Annotated in this window: 25 protein-coding genes and 1 other RNA gene; 1 reads left to right on the forward strand and 25 read right to left on the reverse strand. The window is 43.4% G+C overall.

Translation table 11 applies throughout. From position 1 onward, the window contains the following. Positions 1–29: 29 nt before the first annotated feature. The 12 genes from manA to KI210_RS05140 form a co-directional block, all read right to left on the reverse strand. Positions 30–998 carry a mannose-6-phosphate isomerase, class I gene (gene manA / locus KI210_RS05085; protein WP_212780818.1) on the reverse strand — a complete coding sequence of 323 codons (969 nt, stop codon included), beginning with the start codon at positions 996–998 and terminating at the stop codon, positions 30–32. Between the two features lie 158 nt (positions 999–1156). Further along, positions 1157–1519: a transfer-messenger RNA gene (gene ssrA / locus KI210_RS05090) on the reverse strand. A gap of 54 nt (positions 1520–1573) precedes the next feature. Continuing rightward, on the reverse strand, positions 1574–2758 hold the full coding sequence (locus tag KI210_RS05095) for an acetate/propionate family kinase (RefSeq protein WP_212780819.1): 1185 nt from the start codon (positions 2756–2758) through the stop codon (positions 1574–1576). A 38-nt stretch (positions 2759–2796) separates the two neighbouring features. Continuing rightward, entirely contained in the window at positions 2797–3801 is a 1005-nt protein-coding gene (locus KI210_RS05100) for a class I SAM-dependent methyltransferase (RefSeq protein ID WP_212780820.1), read from the reverse strand. Positions 3802–3972: 171 nt separating this feature from the next. Beyond that, on the reverse strand, positions 3973–4500 hold the full coding sequence (locus tag KI210_RS05105; protein WP_212780821.1) for a competence type IV pilus minor pilin ComGF: 528 nt from the start codon (positions 4498–4500) through the stop codon (positions 3973–3975). After that, positions 4463–4729 carry a hypothetical protein gene (locus KI210_RS05110; RefSeq protein WP_212780822.1) on the reverse strand — a complete coding sequence of 89 codons (267 nt, stop codon included), beginning with the start codon at positions 4727–4729 and terminating at the stop codon, positions 4463–4465. The genes KI210_RS05105 and KI210_RS05110 overlap by 38 nt, the downstream gene beginning before the upstream one ends. Continuing rightward, complete coding sequence (locus KI210_RS05115; protein WP_212780823.1) at positions 4719–5141, reverse strand: pilus assembly FimT family protein; 423 nt, start codon at positions 5139–5141, stop codon at positions 4719–4721. The genes KI210_RS05110 and KI210_RS05115 overlap by 11 nt, the downstream gene beginning before the upstream one ends. Further along, entirely contained in the window at positions 5131–5496 is a 366-nt protein-coding gene (locus KI210_RS05120; RefSeq protein ID WP_212780824.1) for a competence type IV pilus major pilin ComGC, read from the reverse strand. The genes KI210_RS05115 and KI210_RS05120 overlap by 11 nt, the downstream gene beginning before the upstream one ends. A gap of 22 nt (positions 5497–5518) precedes the next feature. Further along, positions 5519–6517 carry a type II secretion system F family protein gene (locus tag KI210_RS05125; RefSeq protein ID WP_212780825.1) on the reverse strand — a complete coding sequence of 333 codons (999 nt, stop codon included), beginning with the start codon at positions 6515–6517 and terminating at the stop codon, positions 5519–5521. Next, positions 6489–7466 (reverse strand): competence type IV pilus ATPase ComGA, encoded by a 978-nt coding sequence (gene comGA, locus KI210_RS05130; RefSeq protein WP_212780826.1) that lies wholly within the window; start codon positions 7464–7466, stop codon positions 6489–6491. The genes KI210_RS05125 and comGA overlap by 29 nt, the downstream gene beginning before the upstream one ends. A gap of 240 nt (positions 7467–7706) precedes the next feature. Continuing rightward, a complete protein-coding gene (locus KI210_RS05135) occupies positions 7707–8441 on the reverse strand; it encodes a YebC/PmpR family DNA-binding transcriptional regulator (RefSeq protein WP_212780827.1) in 735 nt (244 codons plus the stop codon). An 87-nt stretch (positions 8442–8528) separates the two neighbouring features. Continuing rightward, complete coding sequence (locus tag KI210_RS05140; RefSeq protein WP_212780828.1) at positions 8529–9047, reverse strand: VanZ family protein; 519 nt, start codon at positions 9045–9047, stop codon at positions 8529–8531. A gap of 325 nt (positions 9048–9372) precedes the next feature. On the opposite strand from KI210_RS05140, the gene KI210_RS05145 reads away from it, so the two are divergent. Then, a complete protein-coding gene (locus tag KI210_RS05145; protein ID WP_246487322.1) occupies positions 9373–10584 on the forward strand; it encodes an L-lactate MFS transporter in 1212 nt (403 codons plus the stop codon). Positions 10585–10650: 66 nt separating this feature from the next. On the opposite strand, the gene KI210_RS05150 is transcribed toward KI210_RS05145, so the two are convergent. From KI210_RS05150 to cdaA, 13 genes are all read right to left on the reverse strand, one after another. Beyond that, positions 10651–11106, reverse strand: coding sequence for a DUF441 domain-containing protein (locus tag KI210_RS05150; RefSeq protein WP_212780829.1), 456 nt, complete (start codon positions 11104–11106; stop codon positions 10651–10653). 4 nt (positions 11107–11110) lie between these two features. Continuing rightward, a complete protein-coding gene (locus KI210_RS05155; protein ID WP_212780830.1) occupies positions 11111–11587 on the reverse strand; it encodes a low molecular weight protein-tyrosine-phosphatase in 477 nt (158 codons plus the stop codon). 60 nt (positions 11588–11647) lie between these two features. Next, positions 11648–12151: a GNAT family N-acetyltransferase gene (locus KI210_RS05160; RefSeq protein WP_212780831.1), complete on the reverse strand. Its 504-nt coding sequence runs from the start codon at positions 12149–12151 to the stop codon at positions 11648–11650. A 119-nt stretch (positions 12152–12270) separates the two neighbouring features. Beyond that, positions 12271–13014 (reverse strand): hypothetical protein, encoded by a 744-nt coding sequence (locus tag KI210_RS05165; RefSeq protein ID WP_212780832.1) that lies wholly within the window; start codon positions 13012–13014, stop codon positions 12271–12273. Then, positions 13011–13358 (reverse strand): fluoride efflux transporter CrcB, encoded by a 348-nt coding sequence (crcB, locus tag KI210_RS05170; RefSeq protein WP_212780833.1) that lies wholly within the window; start codon positions 13356–13358, stop codon positions 13011–13013. Before crcB ends, KI210_RS05165 begins: the two co-directional genes overlap by 4 nt. Then, positions 13346–13720: a fluoride efflux transporter FluC gene (locus tag KI210_RS05175; protein ID WP_212780834.1), complete on the reverse strand. Its 375-nt coding sequence runs from the start codon at positions 13718–13720 to the stop codon at positions 13346–13348. Before KI210_RS05175 ends, crcB begins: the two co-directional genes overlap by 13 nt. After that, the gene (locus KI210_RS05180) at positions 13714–14178 is read right to left on the reverse strand and encodes a CopY/TcrY family copper transport repressor (protein ID WP_212780835.1); all 465 of its coding nucleotides are present in this window, start codon (positions 14176–14178) and stop codon (positions 13714–13716) included. Before KI210_RS05180 ends, KI210_RS05175 begins: the two co-directional genes overlap by 7 nt. Next, complete coding sequence (locus KI210_RS05185; protein ID WP_212780877.1) at positions 14171–14989, reverse strand: Cof-type HAD-IIB family hydrolase; 819 nt, start codon at positions 14987–14989, stop codon at positions 14171–14173. Before KI210_RS05185 ends, KI210_RS05180 begins: the two co-directional genes overlap by 8 nt. Further along, entirely contained in the window at positions 14989–15804 is an 816-nt protein-coding gene (locus KI210_RS05190; protein WP_212780836.1) for a Cof-type HAD-IIB family hydrolase, read from the reverse strand. The genes KI210_RS05185 and KI210_RS05190 overlap by 1 nt, the downstream gene beginning before the upstream one ends. Before the next feature lie 90 nt (positions 15805–15894). After that, positions 15895–17706: a glutamine--fructose-6-phosphate transaminase (isomerizing) gene (gene glmS, locus KI210_RS05195; RefSeq protein WP_212780837.1), complete on the reverse strand. Its 1812-nt coding sequence runs from the start codon at positions 17704–17706 to the stop codon at positions 15895–15897. 188 nt (positions 17707–17894) lie between these two features. Then, a complete protein-coding gene (gene glmM / locus KI210_RS05200) occupies positions 17895–19247 on the reverse strand; it encodes a phosphoglucosamine mutase (protein WP_212780838.1) in 1353 nt (450 codons plus the stop codon). Between the two features lie 31 nt (positions 19248–19278). Then, positions 19279–20253, reverse strand: a complete 975-nt coding sequence (locus KI210_RS05205) for a CdaR family protein (protein WP_371870187.1) — start codon at positions 20251–20253, stop codon at positions 19279–19281. After that, positions 20250–21092 (reverse strand): diadenylate cyclase CdaA, encoded by an 843-nt coding sequence (gene cdaA / locus KI210_RS05210; RefSeq protein ID WP_212780839.1) that lies wholly within the window; start codon positions 21090–21092, stop codon positions 20250–20252. The genes KI210_RS05205 and cdaA overlap by 4 nt, the downstream gene beginning before the upstream one ends. Positions 21093–21094 lie beyond the last annotated feature (2 nt).

Below are 21094 nucleotides of genomic sequence, written 5' to 3' on the forward strand. Positions count from 1 at the left end.
CTTTTTTCACTCTCTTCGGTTAGATTTATCTACTCGCCTTCGCCAGGTGCAGACATTACTAACCTCATTTTACCAGTGAATGTGAATTTCTTCATCCCATTAGGAATAATGAAATTGCTTCCAAGTTGCAAATCATATACTTTTCCATCAGCCTGCAGCTGGCCGCTGCCTTGAATCACCGAAACCAACAAGTATGGGTGGTCGTTAAGGCCGGTCTGCCACTCACCGTCTAGGTCAAGCTGCCACAGGTAAAAATGCGGCGACATCGGCGGTTGAGCTAAGGTCTTAATCTTAACGTCTTGTTCGCTGGTTTCAGTAACTGCCATTTGGGGATCAACATGAGGAACAGTTGTCACGTCGATACTCTTTTGCGTGTGAAGTTCCCGCTTTTTGCCAGTTTTTTCATCTACGCGGTCCCAATCATACAAGCGATAAGTTACATCACTCGATTGCTGAGTTTCGATGACCAAAATCCCTTTAGTTAAGGCATGAATCGTGCCAGCAGGAACGTAGAAAAAGTCCCCCGCTTTTACCGGCACCTTGCGCAATAAATGATCCCAGTCACCATCTTTGATCATCTTGGCCAATTCTTCCTTAGTCTTGGCATTATGGCCATAGATCAAATATGATCCGGGATCTGCCTGCAAAACATACCAACTTTCAGTTTTTCCTCGATCATGTTCTACTCTACGAGCATACTCATCGTCTGGGTGAACTTGGACCGACAGATTATCATTTGCATCCAGAAATTTAACCAGCAAAGGAAATTCCTCACTGGTAGGATTACCAAACAATTCCTTGTGTTCATGGTAAACCTGTCTTAAAGATTGGCCCTTGTATGGACCAGAAGTCAAAGTTGAAGCGTCATCCTTATAGCCGGAAATAATCCAGGCTTCACCGACTTTGCCCTCAGGTATATTGTAATGAAAAATTGTGTCCAATTTGCGACCACCCCAGATTTTTGGTCGAAAATACGGGGTTAAAAATAATGGTTCCATCTAATCACCTCGAGTTAAGTATAAGTTTTTGCTTTGGCTATTGAAAGCCTTTTCTAAAATTAAGCTGCTAGCTAACGGTATGTCAGGATTTTGGTTTGCTTGCAAAAAAGATATAAAAAAAGACCATGGCAGCCAATGAATGACTTCCATGGTCCAATTTGTGGAGATGAGGGGAATTGAACCCCTGTCCAAACGCATCCCGTCACTGACCTCTACGATCATAGTTATATTACTTTCAGTTCACTTAACCCAAACGCCATATAACAGGGCTAAACTGGTTAAGCTAACCTGGAAGAACTCTTTTCAACTATTCAGGTGAGGTAGTTAAACGTAACTTGCTGAAGTTGATACCAGTAACCAAACGCAAGTAATCCGGTTAAAGGCAACACAGGCTGACTAAGCAGCTACTGCGTAAGAATTTTCTTTGTTTGCAGTTATAAAACTGTGACGTTTTTACGTAGACGTGACCTACGGACCGCAGTCAATGCGGATCTACGCCTGTCGAATCCCAAAACATCCCCATTCGATAGAACAGTAGATATTATAACAGATCTGACAGGCTTTTTGAACTAAAACTAATCAAGCTTAGCCAAACGAACAACGTCGCGACAAATCATCAATTCTTCGTCTGTTGGAACAATTAATGCTTTGATCTTAGAATCTGGCTTGGAAATAAGTTTTTCGCCATTAGTTTCGTTAGCATCAAAGTCTGGATCCAAACCTAAGAATTCTAAGGCTTCCATCACGCCCTTGCGAACCCGCTTATCATGTTCACCGATGCCGGCAGTAAAGGCAATTGCATCAACACCGGCCATTTCGGTAATATAAGCACCAACATAGCGCACGATCCGGTTAATGAAGATCTTCCGCGCCAATTGCGCATATTTATCCTTGTTGTGTTTCAAGTCACGCATGTCAGGTGAAATTCCTGATAAACCTAGCAGCCCTGACTTATGATTCAAAATATCAATCATTTCATCCATTGAAAGATTTTCTTTATTCATAATGAATTGTAAGGCTGAAGGGTCAACGTCACCTGATCTGGTTCCCATCGTGATACCAGCTAAAGGACTGAAGCCCATTGAAGTATCAAAGGATTTGCCATCCTTGACAGCAGTAACTGAAGCCCCTGATCCCAGGTGGCAAACAATAATTTTCAGATCCTTGACATCTTTACCTAAAAGTTTGGCAGTCCGATTTGCCACATAACGTACTGAAGTACCGTGTGCCCCATACTTACGTACCCGGTATTTATCATAGTATTCATGTGGAATTGAATACATGTATTGTACCGGATCAAGCGTAGTGTGGAATGACGTGTCGAAAACGGCAACTTCCGGAACGCCAGGGAGCAACTTCATGAAGGCTTCAATGCCGGCAGCTTCAGCGGGGTTATGCAAAGGTGCATATTCTGCTAAGTCGTAGACTTCGTGTAAATTGTTTTCGTCAATGATACTTGAGTCTTTGAAGTTTTCGCCACCAGCAACAACCCGGTGACCTACCCCAACAATTTCGTCGTAATCTTTTACCACGCCATTTTGTTTCAAGGCCTTTAGCAACAAGGAAACTGCCGTTTCTTGATCAGGAATGGCAACTTCTTGTACATGATCTTCTCCATTAGCCAATTTCATTTCGAAACTAGAGCCGTCAATCCCGATCCGGTCAGCCATTCCGCTGGCCAATACGTCTTCATTTGGCAGATCAAAAACCTTGTACTTAAATGATGAACTGCCTGAATTAATAGCTAAAACTTTTCCCATATATAAAATCCTCCAACCTTTTCGTGTTGGCTTGCAAACTAATGATTAATTTCAGTATACCACTCGTTCAATTTCACATTAAACTTAAGTAGCGATTCTTTGCTTCTAAATGAGTCCAGCTTAGCAGCCAAAACCGGTTGACGACTGCTGCTAGCGCCATGATTCTGAAAGACCAAAATTTCTTTTTGGTTAAATTTATTTTGAAACATATCACTAGGCAGACCAACCACTGCTCGCAGGTAGACCTTTTTAGTCAGCCAAGTCATAAAGTCTTGGGCCTGCGCCCCTTCAATCATCGACTTAGGAACTACCAAAAAGGCTAAGCCGCCTGGTTCAAGATTATTTATTATTTGTTCAGTCAACAGATAGTGAGCAAAGGAATGACCCTTTTCTGCCCGCGTTGCGTACTTTTCAGCAATTTCGTCAATTGGATAATAACCAACGGGCAAATCACTAACGATGGCTGCTTGTTTACCTACCATCCAAGGTTCTAGGGCGTCCTGGCGATACAAGTCAATTGGCAGGTGCATCAAATGGGCAGCTACATCGGCCAAGCTTAACATATCCTCATCATTATCAATACCGCTGAGTTTAAAGTTGTTCTTTGAATGATTTGCTTTTACCAGCTGTCTAACTACTGACAAAAACATATTCCCGGTGCCGATACATGGGTCCATCAAGGATAATTCTGCCTTTTGCGGCAGCAGCTTTTCCATCAGCATTGCGATTACCGTTGCCACATTAGGTGGAGTAGGCATTTGGTTAGCATCGCGTTCATCATCATTGATGGCCTTAACGCTTAACAGGGTAAAAATTTCAGCTTTCAAGTCATCAGATAGTTCATCATAATTAAGTCCTTGGTAAAGCTTACTTAGTTCCTGTACCTGCTCTTGGTCTGGAGCACCTAGTTCAACCTTAATGGTATTATTTTCTAGATTGTCAAACGTTTCCGTCAGTGCTTCAGCAAAACTCACATTTAGTGCTTCTTGCAAATAATTCACGCACTGCAAAAACTGATTAAAGTTCTTTTCAATATTGTTCATACTATCATCCTTCTCTGGTACCTTGCTATTTTATAAGAAATTGCTTAGTTGGTGCAAGTGAAGTACTGTTCCAGAAGATGATTATTGGCAATAGAATCCCTAAACATCGATTGATAGTAACTAACAAACAATAAAGTAGCTAGCAAAACCAAAACACTGGCAAACAAGGCACTAGCCTTGAACTTTTTCCGTTGAAGCCTTTTTATCATGTTCTTTCTCTTCCTTGGGTGCTTGATCTAATTTAAATATCAATTGCGACTGGCGACCGTTTGTTTCCTCCAAATTGATCCTAATAAAGCGGTCGTCAGTTTGAAACCGAGCCTTTTTCACTTTAGTAACTAGCGGCATATATCCCGGGGAGACCACTATGCTGCGATTTTTCCATTTCAACGTAAAAATTTGTTTCATCTTTACCCCACGATAGTCGACATAGTGGCGCCAAAATTTGGCTTGGCTCTTAGTTGAAAATCGCGGCAGCGTATAAGTATAATCACTCTGTTTTTTGAGAAAACGCTCAAATTGCTGTCCTGCAAAAGCTACCTCATTGCGCCGATGATCTAAGCGATCGGCTTTTTGGACGGTTTGGAGGATCAAAGCGAGCAAATTCACCACTAGGGCGGTAATCATCAAAGATATTACCGCTTCTAAGAGGGTAAAAGCATTAGTCTTTAACTTGATAAGCTTGCTGACTTGTTTCATCAAATACTCCCTTTTCTCCTTGAAGCCGATATTTATGATCATGCACCATAAAGTCACTAGCACCGGTCTCCCGCAGCACATGCCAGGCAAAAGCCCGATCCGCTGCTAATTCTGCTTGTCGTTCTACTTTTTGGCCTTCGCCCACGATCAACATTAAAGACGTTGCGGCTAACAGTGCCAACATTAAGGCCATTAAGCTTTCCAGTAAAAGAAAAGCCCTAATCTTCATCCTTAGCCACCACCCTTCCCCAGTTCATTTGTACAGTGTAAGTGCGTCGGTGGTTGTGATTATCATAAATAACAAAAGTACCGGGTGAAATGGTGGAGATGCCGATAAGTTTAATGCTGTCGCTGACATAAACCTTGGTATCAGAATTAAAGTTAATAAATTCTTTCTTTGGTCCCCGCCGAATTCGTAAGGAATTATTCAATGGCTGCAATTCTACTGGTTTATGCTTTAACGCCGCATAGATAACTGCTTGATCCACTGCCGTTGCCACGCGCTTGCAAGTATTATTAAATTCCAGCTCTTGGCGATAGGAACCTAAAGTCGTTACTCCCAGACTAACGACCATTACAGCAATAGCCAATACCAAAACACTTTCCAGCAAGGTAAATCCCGGCAATGATTTATTTTTCATTCCCGCTAGTCTTGCTATCATTCTCAACAACGGTACCATCAGCATTAATTCGGAATCCTTTATTTGCGCGTTCAATTTGATCCTCGGACAAATATTTATCCATTCCGGCAAAGCCCGATGGCAGCTTATTTGTGTCTTCGCGATACAGTTCTACCTGGGTTTGTAAAGTGGTCTTGAATGCTTGGTCTGCCTTCTTTTGGGCGCTGTCTTTAGTTCCAATAATATTCGGCACAATCAGCATGACCAGCATCACGATGATTGCCATTACCACAACCATTTCAATTAAAGTAAAAGCCTCTTGCTTGCGCTGTTTTCGCAATATTTTAACTACAAAATTTCTCACACGTGTTTTCATCTATTTTCTCCTATCCCGTTAATTAAAATCCCTGAATCATGGTGTACATTGGCAGCAAGAGTTTTAAGTACATCCCTAAAATGCTGACCCCCAATAGTACAAAGCAGACAGGTTGAATATTAACCACTAATTTTTCAATTTTTTCGGTTAACTCTAAAAATAAGCTCCTACCTAACAACAGGCAGCGTTCACCCAAATCGGCCCGCGTTGAACCAGTTTCTAATATCAGCAGCAAACTATTTGGCAAAAAAGGATTTTTACGAATCAACTCTTTTAAATCTGCCCCCTGCAACAGGTCCGCCCTTACCTCAGAAGCAATTATCTGCTGCAAGCTTCCCGCTTCCTGTCTAATCGCATAATCACACATTTGCTGCAGACTAAAGCCGCTAGTTAAAAATAAACCAATATCATACACCAGCAAGTAGCTAATATAGAGCTTGATTACTTTTCCTAAAATGGGCAAACGCACCAGTTTCTGTAATGACTGATAGTCTAACTTCTGCACCAGTCGCAGCATCCATAAAAAGGCCGCAACGCCTGCCACAATTAATAAACCAAGACCAGCAAAGAGCCAGTCGCCAAGATGATTCTGCTGACCAGCAAAATTATTTGCTAATAATTCCTGCATCACCAGCAGCAAACAGACCATCATACCGGCAATAACCAAGGGATAAGAAAGTTGACCGGCAATTTTCTTCAGTTGCTGCTGTTTTAAACGGGTGAGTGTGGCAAGCTGCTGGAGACATTCAACCAAGTTGCCTTGATGAAATGCCAGCATAATTTGGGTAACGACTGTTTTGGAAAAACCTAACTGGCGCAATTCTTCGCTTAACTCATGTCCCTGTCTAAGATTTTTTGCTAGCCGGAGCATCAAGTCGCGTTCTTGTGGCCATAACACTGGCAACATATCAATGCTGGCAGCCAAGGAAAAACCATTTTTGAGGCTATGGGCCAAAAATTCCAGCATAGCTAATTGTTGCTTGGCTGATAGTTTATCCTTGTTGGAAGAGCTCATAAGCATCTAAATCAAGCCTCCCTTCCTTGACCAAAGCCGCCAAATTTTGCCGCCAGGCGACGAAGTCGGCTCTTTGATCGGTATTAATCAGTTTGGTCAACTGCCGTCCAGCTGCAAGATCTAATAAACAGGCTTGTCCCGAATTGGTCGGCAAAAGACGCTGATATGAAACTGCGGTTAAACAGTTGCATAAATCCGTGCGGCCAATTCCTAAGCTCTCCAAGCGACTTATGGTCTGGTAGGTGCTCTTGGCATGGACAGTAGCTAAAACTAAATGTCCCGAAAGAGCCGCATCAACTGCTAGTCTGGCCGTCACTTGATCACGAATTTCTCCGATGATCAACACATCGGGCCGATGGCGCAAGGCTGCCTTTAACAAGGCTTGATAGCTAATCCCTGCTTCATCATTGATTTGGGTCTGCAAAAAGTCCTGATGAGCAACTTCAACCGGATCTTCGATGGTTAAGACTAATTGCCCCTGCCTAGCTAATTCTTGGGCCAAGCTATACATCGTTGTCGTCTTGCCTGATCCGGTTGGACCGCTGGTCAAGATCAAACCCCGCCGTCCCACTAGCTTGGCCAATTCTTCAAACTGTTCCGGGTAAAAATACCTACTGGTAGCCAGATCATAGATAATGCGCAAAACCAGCGATTCCCGATCATGAAAATCACCAATGCTGGACAAACGAACAGCATAGGACTGGTCATTTAAAACAACTTGATAGGCCCCTACTTGTGGCCTGCGGTGTTCTGCCAAGTCCATTTCGGCGCTGTACTTGAAATAATTGATTAATTCCCGTCCTTCGCTATAGGTGAGTTTTTGTTGGTTGCTTAACCCATTTTTGGTTCGGAAATACAAAACGAACCCAGCGACTGTTGGCAAGATAAAAACATCACTAGCATTTTTCGCAATTGCTCCTTCCAGTAATTTAGCAGCTCGCTTGGCTGCAGTCATAAGCATCCCTCCTTTGATGATTTATCCCTCTATATATCTAATACGCAAAAAAATGGATTTCTTCACAAGTTTTTGCATAATTTTTTACCCCTTTCTTGATCAGTTGGCCTGATGGCATAAAGAAAAAAATATCGCCATACTATGCACTAATAATGCTTAGCATGACGATATTTGTAGCTGCTTTCCTGCAAAAGAAAAAGCGTCTGGAAAATTTTTCCCAGACACTTAAAAAATTAAGATTTATTCATCATCATCGTCAGCGGCAGCTGAGTAAACGTTAGAAACGTCGTCATCATCTTCCAACTGGTCGATTAAATGTTCGTATTGTTCCTTCTTATCAGCTGGAACTGGCGTCGTGTTTTGCGGAATCATAGTTAATTCAGCATCAGCCAACTTGTAGCCAGCCTTTTCCAAAGCATCCCGAACTTGCGCAAATTGCTTTGGATCAGTGTAAATTTCGTAGGCGTCGTCACTGGTTTGCAAGTCATCAGCACCGGCATCCATAACGTCCAATAACATTTGGTCTTCGTCAGCATCAGTCGTTGAACGGTCAATTACAATGTAACCCTTCCGGTCAAACATGTATGCAACTGAACCCGTTGCCCCTAATGAACCGCCGTTACGAGTAAAGGCTACCCGCACAGCTGAAGCAGTCCGGTTCTTGTTGTCAGTTAAAGCTTCAACTAAAACTGCCACGCCACCTGGTGCGTAACCTTCGTAGGTAATTTCATCGTAGTGTTCTTCTGAGTTACCCTCAGCCTTTTTGATGGCACGTTGGATGTTGTCCTTAGGCATGTTGGCAGCCCGGGCTTTATCCATAACTAACCGCAAAGCCGGATTCCCTGAAGGGTCAGGACCACCACTCTTTGCAGCCATGTAAATTTCACGAGATAACTTTTGGAAAATTTTACCTCTCTTAGCGTCTTGTGCATTCTTGCGGCCTTGGATATTGTGCCATTTTGAATGTCCTGACATATAAGAATCCTTCTTTCTCTTCTATAGATTTAATCAACGACAATTAGTTTAACTCACTGTTATCAAAAATTCAAGATAATAGCGGTATTACTTGCTTTGTTTCCGTTTTTCCGCTATGAAATAATACACAATCAGCATGATAATTATTCCGGTTAAACTCCCCAAACTATCCAGCATGACATCATGCACGCTAGGCGTCCGGTCGCCGGTTAAGTATTGGTGGTATTCATCAAAGGCTGCCATCGCAACGCAGAAAAACCAGGTGCTAAAAACGCCGATCCACTTAATGCGGCTCAAGCGCCGGAAACCGATATAGGAAAAAAGTCCCAAGAGCAAATATGAGCCAAAGTGGGCGGCTTTCCGCAGGACAAATTCAGCCATCGCAGCTACTCCGCCGTCATTTAGACTATTATGCCACTTACCGGCATAATAGATATTCCAGTTACCGACAATGTTTTCTAACCATTTTAGATAGTGGTTAGTGAAGCTCGGCTGCAATTTTTGCTCATTATAGGTCATGGAGCTTGAAATAAATAAGCCAATTAACACCAGTGCAGCTAAAGCCAGTGCAATTTTTTCGTGTTTTGAAAAGTGAAAGTTATTCATGTTCGTCCTTCTTCATAAATTACGGATTTACCCATTTAGTTATCAATTCTACCAAAAACCTTGAAGATAGTTCAGATAAAAACTCAGCTTAAGAATAAAAAAATAATTAGGTCACATCAAAATATGGCGCCGATTCATAATCATGCACAACATCTTGTATGATTTTTGTAATTTTTTGATGCCTTGGCTCTCTAGCGGTTAAAGCTTATAGTTCGTGTTTCGCAAGTAAAAGTGCATTGGCCCAGCTTTTATTACTTGATAATATCAAGAAGCAACGTACGTTACAGGAGGTCTTTGAAGTTTTTGTTCTATTCTGGAGGTAAAAATGCAAAAACACAACCGTTACCTAGTCGCCCTTTGTGGGGTCTTGTTCCACTTGATGATCGGCTCAGTTTATGCTTGGAGCGTCTTTAGCAAACCCATTATGGCCGCTACCAGTTGGAGCGAGTCACAAATCTCTTTTGCATTCTCACTAGCTATTTTCTGCCTAGGCATGTCCGCTGCCTTTATGGGTCGAATCGTTGAAAAATATGGTCCCACAACTACCGGCACCAACTCAGCGATTTTGTTCGGAATCGGGATCGCGGGTACTGGCTTAGCTATCCATTCAAATCAATTATGGCTGCTCTATTTGACCTATGGCGTAATCGGAGGGCTAGGTTTAGGTTCTGGCTACGTCACCCCCGTTTCAACCATCATCAAGTGGTTCCCTGACAAACGGGGCCTAGCTACGGGGTTGGCAATTATGGGCTTTGGTTTTGCTGCCCTAGTAACCAGTCCCATTGCCCAAAAATTAATGGCAAGTGTCGGCTTAGAAAAAACCTTCTTTATCTTGGGCGCTTGTTATTTCATTGTGATGATCGTGGCCGCGCAATTTATTAAACGGCCCCGTCCAAATGAATTGCCTGAAAACTTGCAGCACATCCAACCCAAAGAAGCGACCGGCTTGCAAATGCGAGCTAATGATGCGGTCAAAACGCCAGTTTTTTGGGGTCTTTGGTTCATGTTCTTCATCAACATTACCACCGGAATTGGTTTAGTTTCCGCTGCTTCGCCAATGGGGCAAGAAATGACTGGCATGTCTGCTGGGATTGCTGCTATTTTGGTTGGGATCATTGGCTTGTTTAATGGTTTTGGTCGTTTGGTTTGGGCAACCATGTCTGACTTTCTTGGACGGCCGCAAACCTACAGCCTAATTTTTATTGTTGATATCATTTGTCTAGCTTTAATTTTGCTACTCCACCAACAATTGATTTTCAGCATTGCCATCTGTATCTTGTTATCTTGTTACGGGGCTGGTTTTTCCGTCATTCCAGCTTACCTGGGGGACGTCTTTGGGACGCTTGAACTAGGAGCCTTGCATGGCTATATTTTAACTGCCTGGGCAGCAGCTGGGATCGTCGGTCCTGTTCTCCTTTCATATACCCACCAAGTACTTGGAAGCTACAACGTAACTTTGATCGTATTTATGATCATTGACTTAATTTCGTTGGTGGTTTCGCTGCTTATCAAAAAGCATATCAAGAATTTGCAATAAGACCGGCGCAAGGCGTTTGGCAAAACATAAAAAACGGCCAGATTAATTTCTGGTCGTTTTTGCTATTTAAAAATGCAAATTTAATAAAGTAATTATCACATAAGTCATGCCACTGGCTATCACCGGTCCAGCTGCCACCCCTTTAAAAGCAACCACGCCGATAATTGTTCCCAAAACCAGGGCTACCGTGACTTGCGGAACATTAGCCAATTGGTTAACCCCATATTTTGATAAAATAGCCACCGCAATTCCCATCAAAACGGCAATCCAGCCTGCTGGCGTTTTAAAAGCGTTAAGCAGATCGCTAAAGCCAATTTTACCAGTTGCAATCGGCACTAAAATCGCAATCGAAATAATGGTTACGCCCCAATTAATCCCCTTGGCTTCAATGGTGGGCAGCCATTTTGCCGTAAACGGAATGAGTTTTAACACCATTACCACCCCCGTGGCAATCAACAAGGACTGATTATGTCCAAAATATGCCACCAGGAGGATTAATCCTAGAAATAACCAAATCTCCATCTCTTTACTCCGCATTGTCAAAAAGTTCCCGCATCAAACCTTCGCACCCGCTCTTGATATCATCAAAAGCAGTCTGGAAGTCATTCGTATACCAAGGGTCATCAATATCACGATACTTGCCGGCATATTCCAAGAGCTTGTGTTCTTTGCGCTCAGGATCTCCAGCCGTTATGCGATTCATATCAAGGAAGTTTTCCTCATCCATGCAAATCAAAAGATCATATTTTTGATAATCAGACTGGACTAAAAGCTGTGCCTGATGCTTGGTATAAGGAACATGTTCCTTGGTTAGCTGCCGCTCGGCGCGCACATCCATGGGATGACCTAAGCCGCCAGCCCCAATCTCATCACTGGTCGTTGCCCGTGATTCAATCAATAACTGATCGCTAACCCCGCGCTGAGCTGCCAGTTGTTTCAGGACAAACTCAGCCATTGGCGAGCGACAAATATTGCCGTGACATACGAAAACAATTTTTTTCATTGTTCACACCCTTTTTATTCGGAATAACGTAACAGTAGGTAATTATACCACTTGTTTTTCCTAAGCGGTCAACACCTTGTCATAGGCGACTTTTTCGCCGCCATCAAACCAAATGCGACCCCGATAGCTAAAACCGTTTTTCTCAATGATATGCTGCATCTTGTAATTTTCAGGATCGGTATCAACTCGTAAAGCGGTCACGCCGCTGGCTAGGGCCAATTTTTCGACTAATTGGAAAACCGTGCTGCTCAAGCCACGCCCCCGAGCCTTTTCGGAAAAGGCCAAGCGATGGATTACTACGTACTGGTCGCTCGTTTGCCAGGTTCCTTGAAGCTTTTCATATGCTGGTTCGCCGGAAAAATCGGCACAAACATAACCCAACAAGTCTATCCCATCAGTTACAAAATAAGCTGCTTTTTTGTCGATATCGGCCTTGATATGACCTTCATCTGGATAACCGGTTTGCCATTGATCAACGCCTTGATCGGCTAAATGTTGTTTGGCATCGTTAATGATTGCCATTGCCTGGTCCAACTCATTTGGCTTTACTAAACGCAATTCCATCTAATCACCTTTTTTATCAGTTTAAAATATTAGCGAATTACAAATTAACACGTTATCGTCTGGCTAGTCAAAAATTTTGTTTACAAAAAAACAGCCCAACGGCTGCTTTGGCTAATTTTTTACTTTTGTTCGGCTTGGGTGGTTTGTTGACGTTCTCTTCTGTGCACTAATTCAACCCCGATTGGCCAAACAACGGCTAAAACTAGGCCCACAATCAAGCCAAAATATAATTGGGGTGACAGCGAAACTTTGATTGGTGCTAAATAAGTTCCGCTTAGCCATTCATTGGTCTTTTGACTTAATTCATACAAGCAGGCAAAAAGACCGCCAGTACTCAAGACCAGAGGCAAAGAAGCCCACTTGCGCCCAAACAACATTAAGACCGCTGTTAACAAGTACAGCCCTAAAACCAAATAAATGGCATATTGGTAAGCCGTAATTGCATGATAAACATTGGGATCGCTGCGTTTAACCCGTTTATTGACTTCAAGCACAATCATCTGATTCAGAATTTTTTCCAGGCTGGTCGAACCAGTTAGCCCCAAATCCTTTTCAGTTAATTTGCCATGTTTTTGAAAATTTTGGGTGGCGCGATAAATATCGATATATGAATAATTCATTGCCAGTTTAGCAGGCAGCTTTTTCAAATAGGTTTCTTCTAGCCCAGTTTCTTCAATGAACTGCAAGGTCAATTTGACTTCACTGCTATCCGTGGTTTTCTTAATATGTTTAATAACATTTTTTGCCAGTTTTTGCGTATTATCAACGTGGACTGAAATTTGTCCATTTGTCATGGTGTACATAACCCCGACGGTAATTAATACTGCAAATAACCGCAGAATCCATTTCAAAGTTTTTCTCATAAAAGTCTTCCTAAATACCAGCCACCATATACGAACAAGAGCCCACCTAAGTAAGTTACGAGCAGGTAATAAAGCAGATTGCGATAATCATGCCCCTTTAACAAGCTGATCAGCTCTGTATTCATTGTCGAAAAAGTAGTGTAGCCACCAAGAATGCCGGTTCCTAAAAATGCATAAATCCCCTTGCTGCTGCCCAGACCAAATAACAAGCCCAACAAAAAGGCGCCAGATAAATTTATCAAACCGGTAATCCAAAATTCCCAACCTAGCTTCTTGCCGACCGACGTCACTTCATACCTTAATACGGCGCCAATTGCGGCACCAATTCCTGCTAACCAAACCATCTAGCTGTCCTTTCGCCACAAAAAGCACCAAAATAAGCGCACGCTAATCCGAGGAAGATTGATCCCAGCAAATAAGCCATGGCATAAGGTGAATTGGCTTGCTGCAATTTTAAAAAGTCTAAATTAAAACTAGAAAAGGTGGTAAAAGCACCAACAAAGCCCGTTCCTAAACCAGCAGCCAGCCAGTCTGGCATCCCTTTGATGGTGTTGACGCCATAGTAAGTTAACGCTGCCAGCAAAAAACAGCCTAATAGATTGCTAATTAAGGTTCCCGCTGCTGACCAAGCAGCCGTTAACAGAAAACGCGCACAGCCGCCGAAAAAGGCAAAACCGGCAATGCTAACTTCTTTTCTGATCAACATTGGTCCTTCTTTCCATCAGCTAGGCAATCGCAAGGAACAGAAGCAGGAGCTGTCTCGACGCGCTTTTCCAATTCGTCGATCAAGGCAAGGATGTCTTTTTTGGCCAGCGGCGTCGTTTTGATTAGGTCAATCAAAAGTCCCCCTTTATGCATGTCACACATGCGATTAAAGAGCGAATCGGTTACCTGCAGCATGGTTTGGGCTTGACTGCAAGTTGCACTGTATAAAAAGCGGTGACCGTCTCTTTGCGTGGCCAGCATTCCCTTATTGACCAAACGGCGCATCAAGGTCTTGATCGTGGATTCCGACCAGTGATGCTTAATTTGCAGCTGTTCGATAATCTTGCCGGCATTCGTTTGACCCAGGGTCCAGACAATCCGCATTACTTCCCATTCAGCCTCGGTAATGGATTCAGCCGTAACTGCTTTACTCTGATCAGCAGCGGCCGTCTTACTCATTTCCATCTTCTGTCACGAGCCTTTCTAACGCATAACTAATACCTTCGTCATCATTATTGCGAGTTACAAAATTGGCCTTTTCCTTTAGTTCATCAATGGCATTACCCATTGCCACCTTATAAAAATTAGGATTTTCAAACATGGATAAATCATTGCCCTGGTCGCCAAAGACAACGACTTCTTGGTCGCTAATCCCTAACAGCTGCGCCAGTTCATGTACCGCCATGCCTTTTGACGCCCGCCGTTCATTAATCTCCCAGATCATGGGATCAGTCCGCGCAACATTATATTTCTCATAAAGCCATGCTGGAAATTCTTTTCCCAGTCGATCCATCTCAGGACCTTCACCAGTAAATTCGGCTTTGAGATAAGAAAAATCAGTTGGCAACTGATCCATAATTTTGATCTTCATTCGATTGAGAAAAACGGTTTTTCCCATCTGGATCGACAATTCGTGATCTAAGGTGTAAAAACGGTCTTCCCGCATGAAATGTAAATTGCTGGGGGCCTTTTTTTGCAGCTTTAACATCCCCTCGGCATCGGAGAAAGTTAGCTGATGGCGAATCAAACTCTTCCCAGCCAAGTTCTGCACGACGGCTCCATTGAACAAGACGGCATAATTTTGCTTCCCTGCCAGTCCTAATTTTTCAGTATACGGCAAGACCCCGGTCAAGGGCCGGCCAGAGGCAGGCACAATTTTAACGCCCTTTTGAGCTAATTTCATTAATGTTTGGCGCGTCTTTTTACCAATTTGATGGTCTGATTGCAGCAGCGTTCCATCTAAATCGGTCGCAATCAATTTTATCTTCATCATTCAACCAATTTTTTAACAGCTTTTAAAACTCCATGATCGTCATGATCAGTGGTAACATAATCGGCTTGGGCCTTAATGGCCTCGATGGCATTCCCCATCGCTACCTTATAAAAGTTAGGATTTTCAAACATGGACAGATCGTTGCCCTGGTCGCCAAAGACCGCAACTTCATTTTCGCTCAAGCCAAGATTGGCAGCTAAGATGCTAACTGCCAGACCCTTACTGGTTCCTTGCGGGCCGATTTCAATGACGTGATGATACGACCTAACCACATTGTAGCGATCAAAGACCCACTCCGGCAGGGCCTGCCACATTTTCTCAATTTCATCGCTCTCGCGCTGACAGGTAAAACCAGCCTTGTTAAAGGTAAAGTCCTGGGGGAAAGCTTCTTTTTCAAGTACGTCAAGCGTGTTGCGCGTAAAAACGGCATCCAACATTTGTTGGACCCCCAAGTGGCGATCATAAGTGTAAAAACCATGGGTAGTTTCAAAAGTCGTATTAACGTCAGCCAATCGAGCTACCCGTTTCATCGCTTGAAAATCATGGTAATCCAGATTCTGACTCATCATCTCGTGTCCGTCAAGCGCCTGAATAACGGCCCCATTAAACACTATGGCATAATTGCCGCGACCAGAAAGGCCAAGCTCTTCTTCAAAAGGCATTACGCCACTTAAAGGCCGACCAGAAGTTAACACGACTTTTACGCCCGTTTTGGCAACTTGGGCCAAGTATTTAGCCGTTTCCGGGTCAATTACCCGCTGACTGGTTAACAAGGTGCCATCTAGGTCTAAAGCCAACATTTTTATTGCCATGTTTTCACCTTCCTTTTAATCACTATTCTCTATTATACAAAAAAGTCGCGACTCCTCGCGACTTTAATCTCTTTTCTCAATAAAAGCTATTTATTCGACGGTTACACTCTTAGCCAAGTTACGAGGCTTATCGACATCCAAGCCCTTGTTCTTAGAAGCAAAGTAAGCCAAGAGTTGTGCTGGTACTACCGTTAAGAAGGCACTCATCAAGTAATCAATCTTCGGCAAAACGACCGTATCGCCAGCTTGAGCCAAGTCATGGCTGACAATTGAAATTACATGGGCTCCCCGTGATTCAACTTCACGAATATTGCCACGAGTTAATTCAGCCGTTACCGGATCATTAATTAGGGCAATTACTGGCGTGCCTTTTTCGATCAAAGAAATGGTTCCATGCTTCAATTCGGCTGCAGCGAAGCCTTCAGTTTGAATGTATGAAACTTCCTTTAACTTCAAAGCACCTTCAAGTGAAACGGCATAATCGATTCCCCGACCAATGTAGAAGGCGTTGCGCGACTTGATCAGATAGTCGCTTGCTAATTCATCAAATTTAGCCTTGCCGTCGACAATCTGTTGCATTCCTTCAGCAGCCAAGGCTAATTGCTTTTTCAGTGGGAAGTCTTTAGCAGCTTTAACGCCTAGCTTTTCACCAACAGCCTTAGCTAAAATAACTTGCACTGCCAATTGGGCGGTGTAGGCCTTGGTTGAAGCAACGGCGATTTCAGGACCAGCTTCCAGCAAAATCGTGTAATCAGCTTCCCGTGATAAAGTTGATCCTTGCACATTGGTTAAGGTCAAGGATGGAATGCCGCGCTTGTTAGCTTCTTTCAAAACTACCCGTGAATCAGCAGTTTCCCCTGATTGAGTCAAAAAGATGAAGAATGGCTTCTTGGAAAGCATTGGGAAGTGATAACCAACTTCAGAAGCTAAACCAACTTCGGTTGGAATGCCCGTTAACTTTTCAAAGAATTCTTTTCCGACTAAACCAGCATTATATGAAGTCCCTGCAGCATAAATGTACAGCCGGTCAGCTTCACTGACAGCGTCCACAATCTTTTGGTCTAAGACTGGTTCGCCATTAACATCCAAGTAGTCTTGGGACAACTTCCGCATCACGCCAGGTTGTTCATCAATTTCCTTGAGCATGTAAAATTCATAGGTACCCTTGGAAGCAGCGTTAGGGTCAATATCCAAAACATGTGGCGTCCGTTCTACTGCTTCACCGTCAATGGTTTCGATCTTGTAGCTGTCTTTGGTAACGTCAGCCACATCCCCATCTTGCAAATCAACGAATTTCTTGGTTTGGTCTAAGACTGACAAAGCATCTGAAGCGATGATATTGAACCCATCGCCTAAACCAAGCATCATTGGCGATTTATTCTTGGCAATAAAGATGTGGTCAGGTTCAGTATTGTCAATTAACAAGAAAGCATATGAGCCGCGAACTTCTTTCAAAACTTTCTTAAAGGCGGTAAATGCGTCGAGCTTTTCGTCACGGGCCACTTTGGAGATCAATTGAACAATTACTTCAGTATCAGTATCTGACTTGAACTTAACGCCAGCTAAGTACTTGTCCTTTAATTCCCGGTAGTTTTCAATCACGCCGTTGTGAACCAAGTAGAAACGATTGGTTTCGTCAAATTGTGGGTGAGCATTGTCAACTGTTGGCTTGCCGTGAGTAGCCCAACGAGTGTGACCAATTCCAACCAGCCCTTGTTCGTCTGGAGTCAATTTTTCTTCAAGGTTAGCAATTCGGCCAACTGCCTTGGTCAAGTATTCATGACCAGCTAGGTCGTTTAAGTAAATACCAGCTGAATCGTAGCCACGGTATTCCAAATTCTTAAGGCCGCTTAAAATAATTTCTCTAGCCGGTTTTCCGACAATACCAACAATTCCACACATAGCTTTTGCTCCTTTTGGTCTAGTACAATGTGCTTACTTGTACTAGCGTTATATTTATTGTTACAAGTGCAATCATAGCCTTTTATTAAAAATTGGTCAACCCTTTTTACCAGTTTTTGGTATAGGTGTAGACCAATAGCTGCAGTCAATAAAAAACGGGCTGCTCAAGCAGTCCGTTTTTGGTATGATTATGCGCCCATTTCAGTCTTAACGACTTGGACAATTTGATCAACCCAGGCATCAGTTTGTTCTTGGGTTGGACCTTCAGCCATTACGCGCAAAAGCGCTTGGGTACCAGATGGACGAACCAAAACGCGTCCTTCATCGCCCATGTCAGCTTCAACGGCCTTAATGGCGTCTAAAATTGGTTGATGTTCCTTCCAGCTTTGCTTGTCCTTAACTGGTACGTTAACTAAACATTGTGGGTATTCTTTAAAATCAGCTAATAATTCAGTCAACTTCTTGCCGGTCTTCTTCATCACCAGCATCAAATGCAAACCAGTCAACATCCCGTCACCAGTGTTGTGGTAATCAGCAATAATGACGTGACCTGATTGTTCGCCGCCTAAAACATAGCCATTGGCCCGCATTTCTTCTGAAACGTAACGGTCACCAACTTGGGTCCGAATATTCTTGATTCCCCGACGTTCCAAGGCCTTGGTAAAGCCCAGGTTAGACATCACCGTGGTAACAATCGTATCTTTCTTCAAACGACCATGGTCTTGCAAGTAGCTGCCGATTACGTACATGATGTGGTCACCATCAACTTCATGACCATTTTCATCAACCGCAATGCACCGGTCGGCGTCGCCATCAAAGGCTAAACCTAAATCGGCACCTTGCTTGACAACTTCTGCTTGCAAGCGTTCCGTATGCGTAGCTCCGCAATGGTCGTTAATGTTTAAGCCATTCGGATGAGTGGCAATGGTGGTAAAGTCAACTCCGCAGTCAGCAAACAAGCGAGAAATCAAGGCACTTGCTGCACCGTTGGCACCATCAATTACCACTTTAATGCCGTCCAGTTCAACTGGAACCGTGTTTTCCAAGAACTGCAAGTACTTGCTGGCACCTTCATGGAAATCGGTAATTGTTCCTAACCCTTCAGCCGAAGGACGAGGCAGATTGTCTTGCGGAGCATCGATCAATTGTTCAATTTCTTCTTCCAGGGCATCTGACAGCTTCAAGCCATCGCTACCAAAGAACTTAATCCCGTTATCTTCAACCGGGTTGTGGGAAGCCGAGATTTGGACTCCGGCATCGGCACCTTGTGCTCTAACCAGGTATGATAGGCCCGGAGTGGTAATTACGCCACACTCAAGCACTTCAATCCCAACTGACAATAAGCCAGAAATCAAAGCAGATTCCAGCATTTGGCCGGAAATACGCGTGTCGCGGCTAACCAGAACCTTTGCCTGCTTATCATCTTGCTTGTTCTTAGTTAAGATATAACCACCATCGCGGCCAAGTTTAAAAGCCATTTCAGGTGTTAAACCAGAATTAGCAACACCACGTACGCCATCGGTACCAAAATATTTCAACATATAAAAACCTCTCTAAAGTTTAGTCTTAGACTTAATCGCTATTTTTTGTAGCAGATGAATCTTTAACCTTAATCTGAATATTCACATTGGCTGGATCAGTCCGTGCGACTCCAGACGGCAAAGTAATTGGAAAACTCTGCGTCGTTGAAGCATTAATATGAGCCAGGTCAACATTAACGGTCAACTGTTTGAGTTTGGAAATTACTGATTTTTTGCCATAAACCGTTACCTTGGTTTGTTTTGCAGTCAGTGAATAGACTTTATTGCTCTTCTCGTTACGCGGATTCAGCTTAAGCTTCACCGTCTTCTTGCTGACGCTAAGGGGCAATTTCACTTGCGCCGTTGACGGCGAAATATTGACATTAAGCTGCTGCCCGTTCTTATCCTCGGCCACCAAAATCACAGTCCGCGAATAAGTCCGGTTCAAACCATTAGGGACATTTAATTTTGCCACAATCTGGCTGACCCGGTTAACTTCGCTCTTAGGCCCTGATACCTCAACGGTTGACGGGCTTACAGTGGCTGTTTCCTGGTCGTATCCGCTGGCCACATTATTTTTATTATACTCTATTTGGACTGGCAGCGTTCTTGATTTTCGCCGCTGAATATTAACTGTCACTGTTTGCGGTTTGACATAGTAGGACAATTGCTTGGACAAGCCAGTTACTTGGACACGAACTTTATGTTTGCCCACCCCTAGCTTGGTCAAATCAATATAAGCTCTAAACGCCTGCGTATTAACGGTTGAAGTTACCAAACTGCTGGAACCTTCAATCGTTAATTTGATTTTTTCCGGGTAACCAGTGACATAATATTTATCCGTATCAACCGAAACCTGCAAGTTGGTTTTCATAGTTTGGGTTTCTGTGGCTGTTTGTTTGGTTTTATTGCTTTCGCCTTGGGTTACAAAGCCTGTCTGGGTGGTGTCAATATAAATCACCAGCAAAATTGCAATCACCAAAGACACCAGCTTTAGCATGGTATTGCTCTGCCAAAACTTTTTCACTTATCAGCACCCCATTTCCAAAATTTGCCCAACAAACGGTGATACCAAGCCACTTTGGGTTCATCTTTAGGCACCAATTCTTGCGTCAGGTACTTCAGATACTCATCTCGCGTCATGTCAACCATAAAATTACCGTTTCTGGTAATCGTCACGCCCCCGGTTTCTTCAGAAACAACCACCGTGATCGCATCCGTTACTTCTGAAATCCCTACTGCGGCGCGGTGCCTGGTGCCTAGACGTTTAGGAATCATATTGTTGTCTGAGAGCGGCAAATAAGCGGCAGCAACCGCAACTCGGCCGCCGGAAATAATAACCGCACCGTCATGCAGCGGCGTGTTGGGGATGAAAATGTTGATCAGCAAATCGCCCGTAACTTCGGCATCAAGTTTAATCCCGGTTTCAACATATTCATCCAGCCCGGTGTCTTGTTGAATCGTAATTAAGGCCCCGATCCGCCGTTTAGACATATATTGCACTGCCTTATCAATTTCTTTGATAAAACGTAATTGCTCATCTCTAGCCGACTCTTCCTTACCATTGAACCATGGCAGGCGACCTAAGCGTTCCAAGCCGCGTCTGATTTCAGGCTGAAAAATCACAATGCAGGCAATAACTGACCATGAAACCAGTTGGTCGACCAGATATCCGACCGCATTAAGCGAAAGCAGGCTAGCCAAAATACGGGCCGCAAAAATAAAGACAATCCCTTTTGCCAATTGAACAGCCTTAGTACCCTTAATTAATAAAATTAAGCGATATACCAAGTACCAAATTATCAAAACATCCAGCAAAATGCTGAAATTGGCCCAGGTAAAAATATTTTCAATGTTAAAATTCATCG

Origin of the sequence: Lactobacillus corticis, from assembly GCF_018327645.1 — a bacterium.
GTDB classification, from domain to species: Bacteria; Bacillota; Bacilli; order Lactobacillales; family Lactobacillaceae; genus Lactobacillus; species Lactobacillus corticis.

Coding starts and splice junctions, on each gene's coding strand:
- manA (WP_212780818.1), bottom strand. CDS start 998: ATGGAACCATTATTTTTAACCCCGTATTTTCGACCAAAAATCTGGGGT.
- KI210_RS05095 (WP_212780819.1), bottom strand. CDS start 2,758: ATGGGAAAAGTTTTAGCTATTAATTCAGGCAGTTCATCATTTAAGTAC.
- KI210_RS05100 (WP_212780820.1), bottom strand. CDS start 3,801: ATGAACAATATTGAAAAGAACTTTAATCAGTTTTTGCAGTGCGTGAAT.
- KI210_RS05105 (WP_212780821.1), bottom strand. CDS start 4,500: ATGAAACAAGTCAGCAAGCTTATCAAGTTAAAGACTAATGCTTTTACC.
- KI210_RS05110 (WP_212780822.1), bottom strand. CDS start 4,729: ATGAAGATTAGGGCTTTTCTTTTACTGGAAAGCTTAATGGCCTTAATG.
- KI210_RS05115 (WP_212780823.1), bottom strand. CDS start 5,141: ATGAAAAATAAATCATTGCCGGGATTTACCTTGCTGGAAAGTGTTTTG.
- KI210_RS05120 (WP_212780824.1), bottom strand. CDS start 5,496: ATGAAAACACGTGTGAGAAATTTTGTAGTTAAAATATTGCGAAAACAG.
- KI210_RS05125 (WP_212780825.1), bottom strand. CDS start 6,517: ATGCTTATGAGCTCTTCCAACAAGGATAAACTATCAGCCAAGCAACAA.
- comGA (WP_212780826.1), bottom strand. CDS start 7,466: ATGACTGCAGCCAAGCGAGCTGCTAAATTACTGGAAGGAGCAATTGCG.
- KI210_RS05135 (WP_212780827.1), bottom strand. CDS start 8,441: ATGTCAGGACATTCAAAATGGCACAATATCCAAGGCCGCAAGAATGCA.
- KI210_RS05140 (WP_212780828.1), bottom strand. CDS start 9,047: ATGAATAACTTTCACTTTTCAAAACACGAAAAAATTGCACTGGCTTTA.
- KI210_RS05145 (WP_246487322.1), top strand. CDS start 9,373: ATGCAAAAACACAACCGTTACCTAGTCGCCCTTTGTGGGGTCTTGTTC.
- KI210_RS05150 (WP_212780829.1), bottom strand. CDS start 11,106: ATGGAGATTTGGTTATTTCTAGGATTAATCCTCCTGGTGGCATATTTT.
- KI210_RS05155 (WP_212780830.1), bottom strand. CDS start 11,587: ATGAAAAAAATTGTTTTCGTATGTCACGGCAATATTTGTCGCTCGCCA.
- KI210_RS05160 (WP_212780831.1), bottom strand. CDS start 12,151: ATGGAATTGCGTTTAGTAAAGCCAAATGAGTTGGACCAGGCAATGGCA.
- KI210_RS05165 (WP_212780832.1), bottom strand. CDS start 13,014: ATGAGAAAAACTTTGAAATGGATTCTGCGGTTATTTGCAGTATTAATT.
- crcB (WP_212780833.1), bottom strand. CDS start 13,358: ATGGTTTGGTTAGCAGGAATTGGTGCCGCAATTGGCGCCGTATTAAGG.
- KI210_RS05175 (WP_212780834.1), bottom strand. CDS start 13,720: ATGTTGATCAGAAAAGAAGTTAGCATTGCCGGTTTTGCCTTTTTCGGC.
- KI210_RS05180 (WP_212780835.1), bottom strand. CDS start 14,178: ATGAGTAAGACGGCCGCTGCTGATCAGAGTAAAGCAGTTACGGCTGAA.
- KI210_RS05185 (WP_212780877.1), bottom strand. CDS start 14,989: ATGAAGATAAAATTGATTGCGACCGATTTAGATGGAACGCTGCTGCAA.
- KI210_RS05190 (WP_212780836.1), bottom strand. CDS start 15,804: ATGGCAATAAAAATGTTGGCTTTAGACCTAGATGGCACCTTGTTAACC.
- glmS (WP_212780837.1), bottom strand. CDS start 17,706: ATGTGTGGAATTGTTGGTATTGTCGGAAAACCGGCTAGAGAAATTATT.
- glmM (WP_212780838.1), bottom strand. CDS start 19,247: ATGTTGAAATATTTTGGTACCGATGGCGTACGTGGTGTTGCTAATTCT.
- cdaA (WP_212780839.1), bottom strand. CDS start 21,092: ATGAATTTTAACATTGAAAATATTTTTACCTGGGCCAATTTCAGCATT.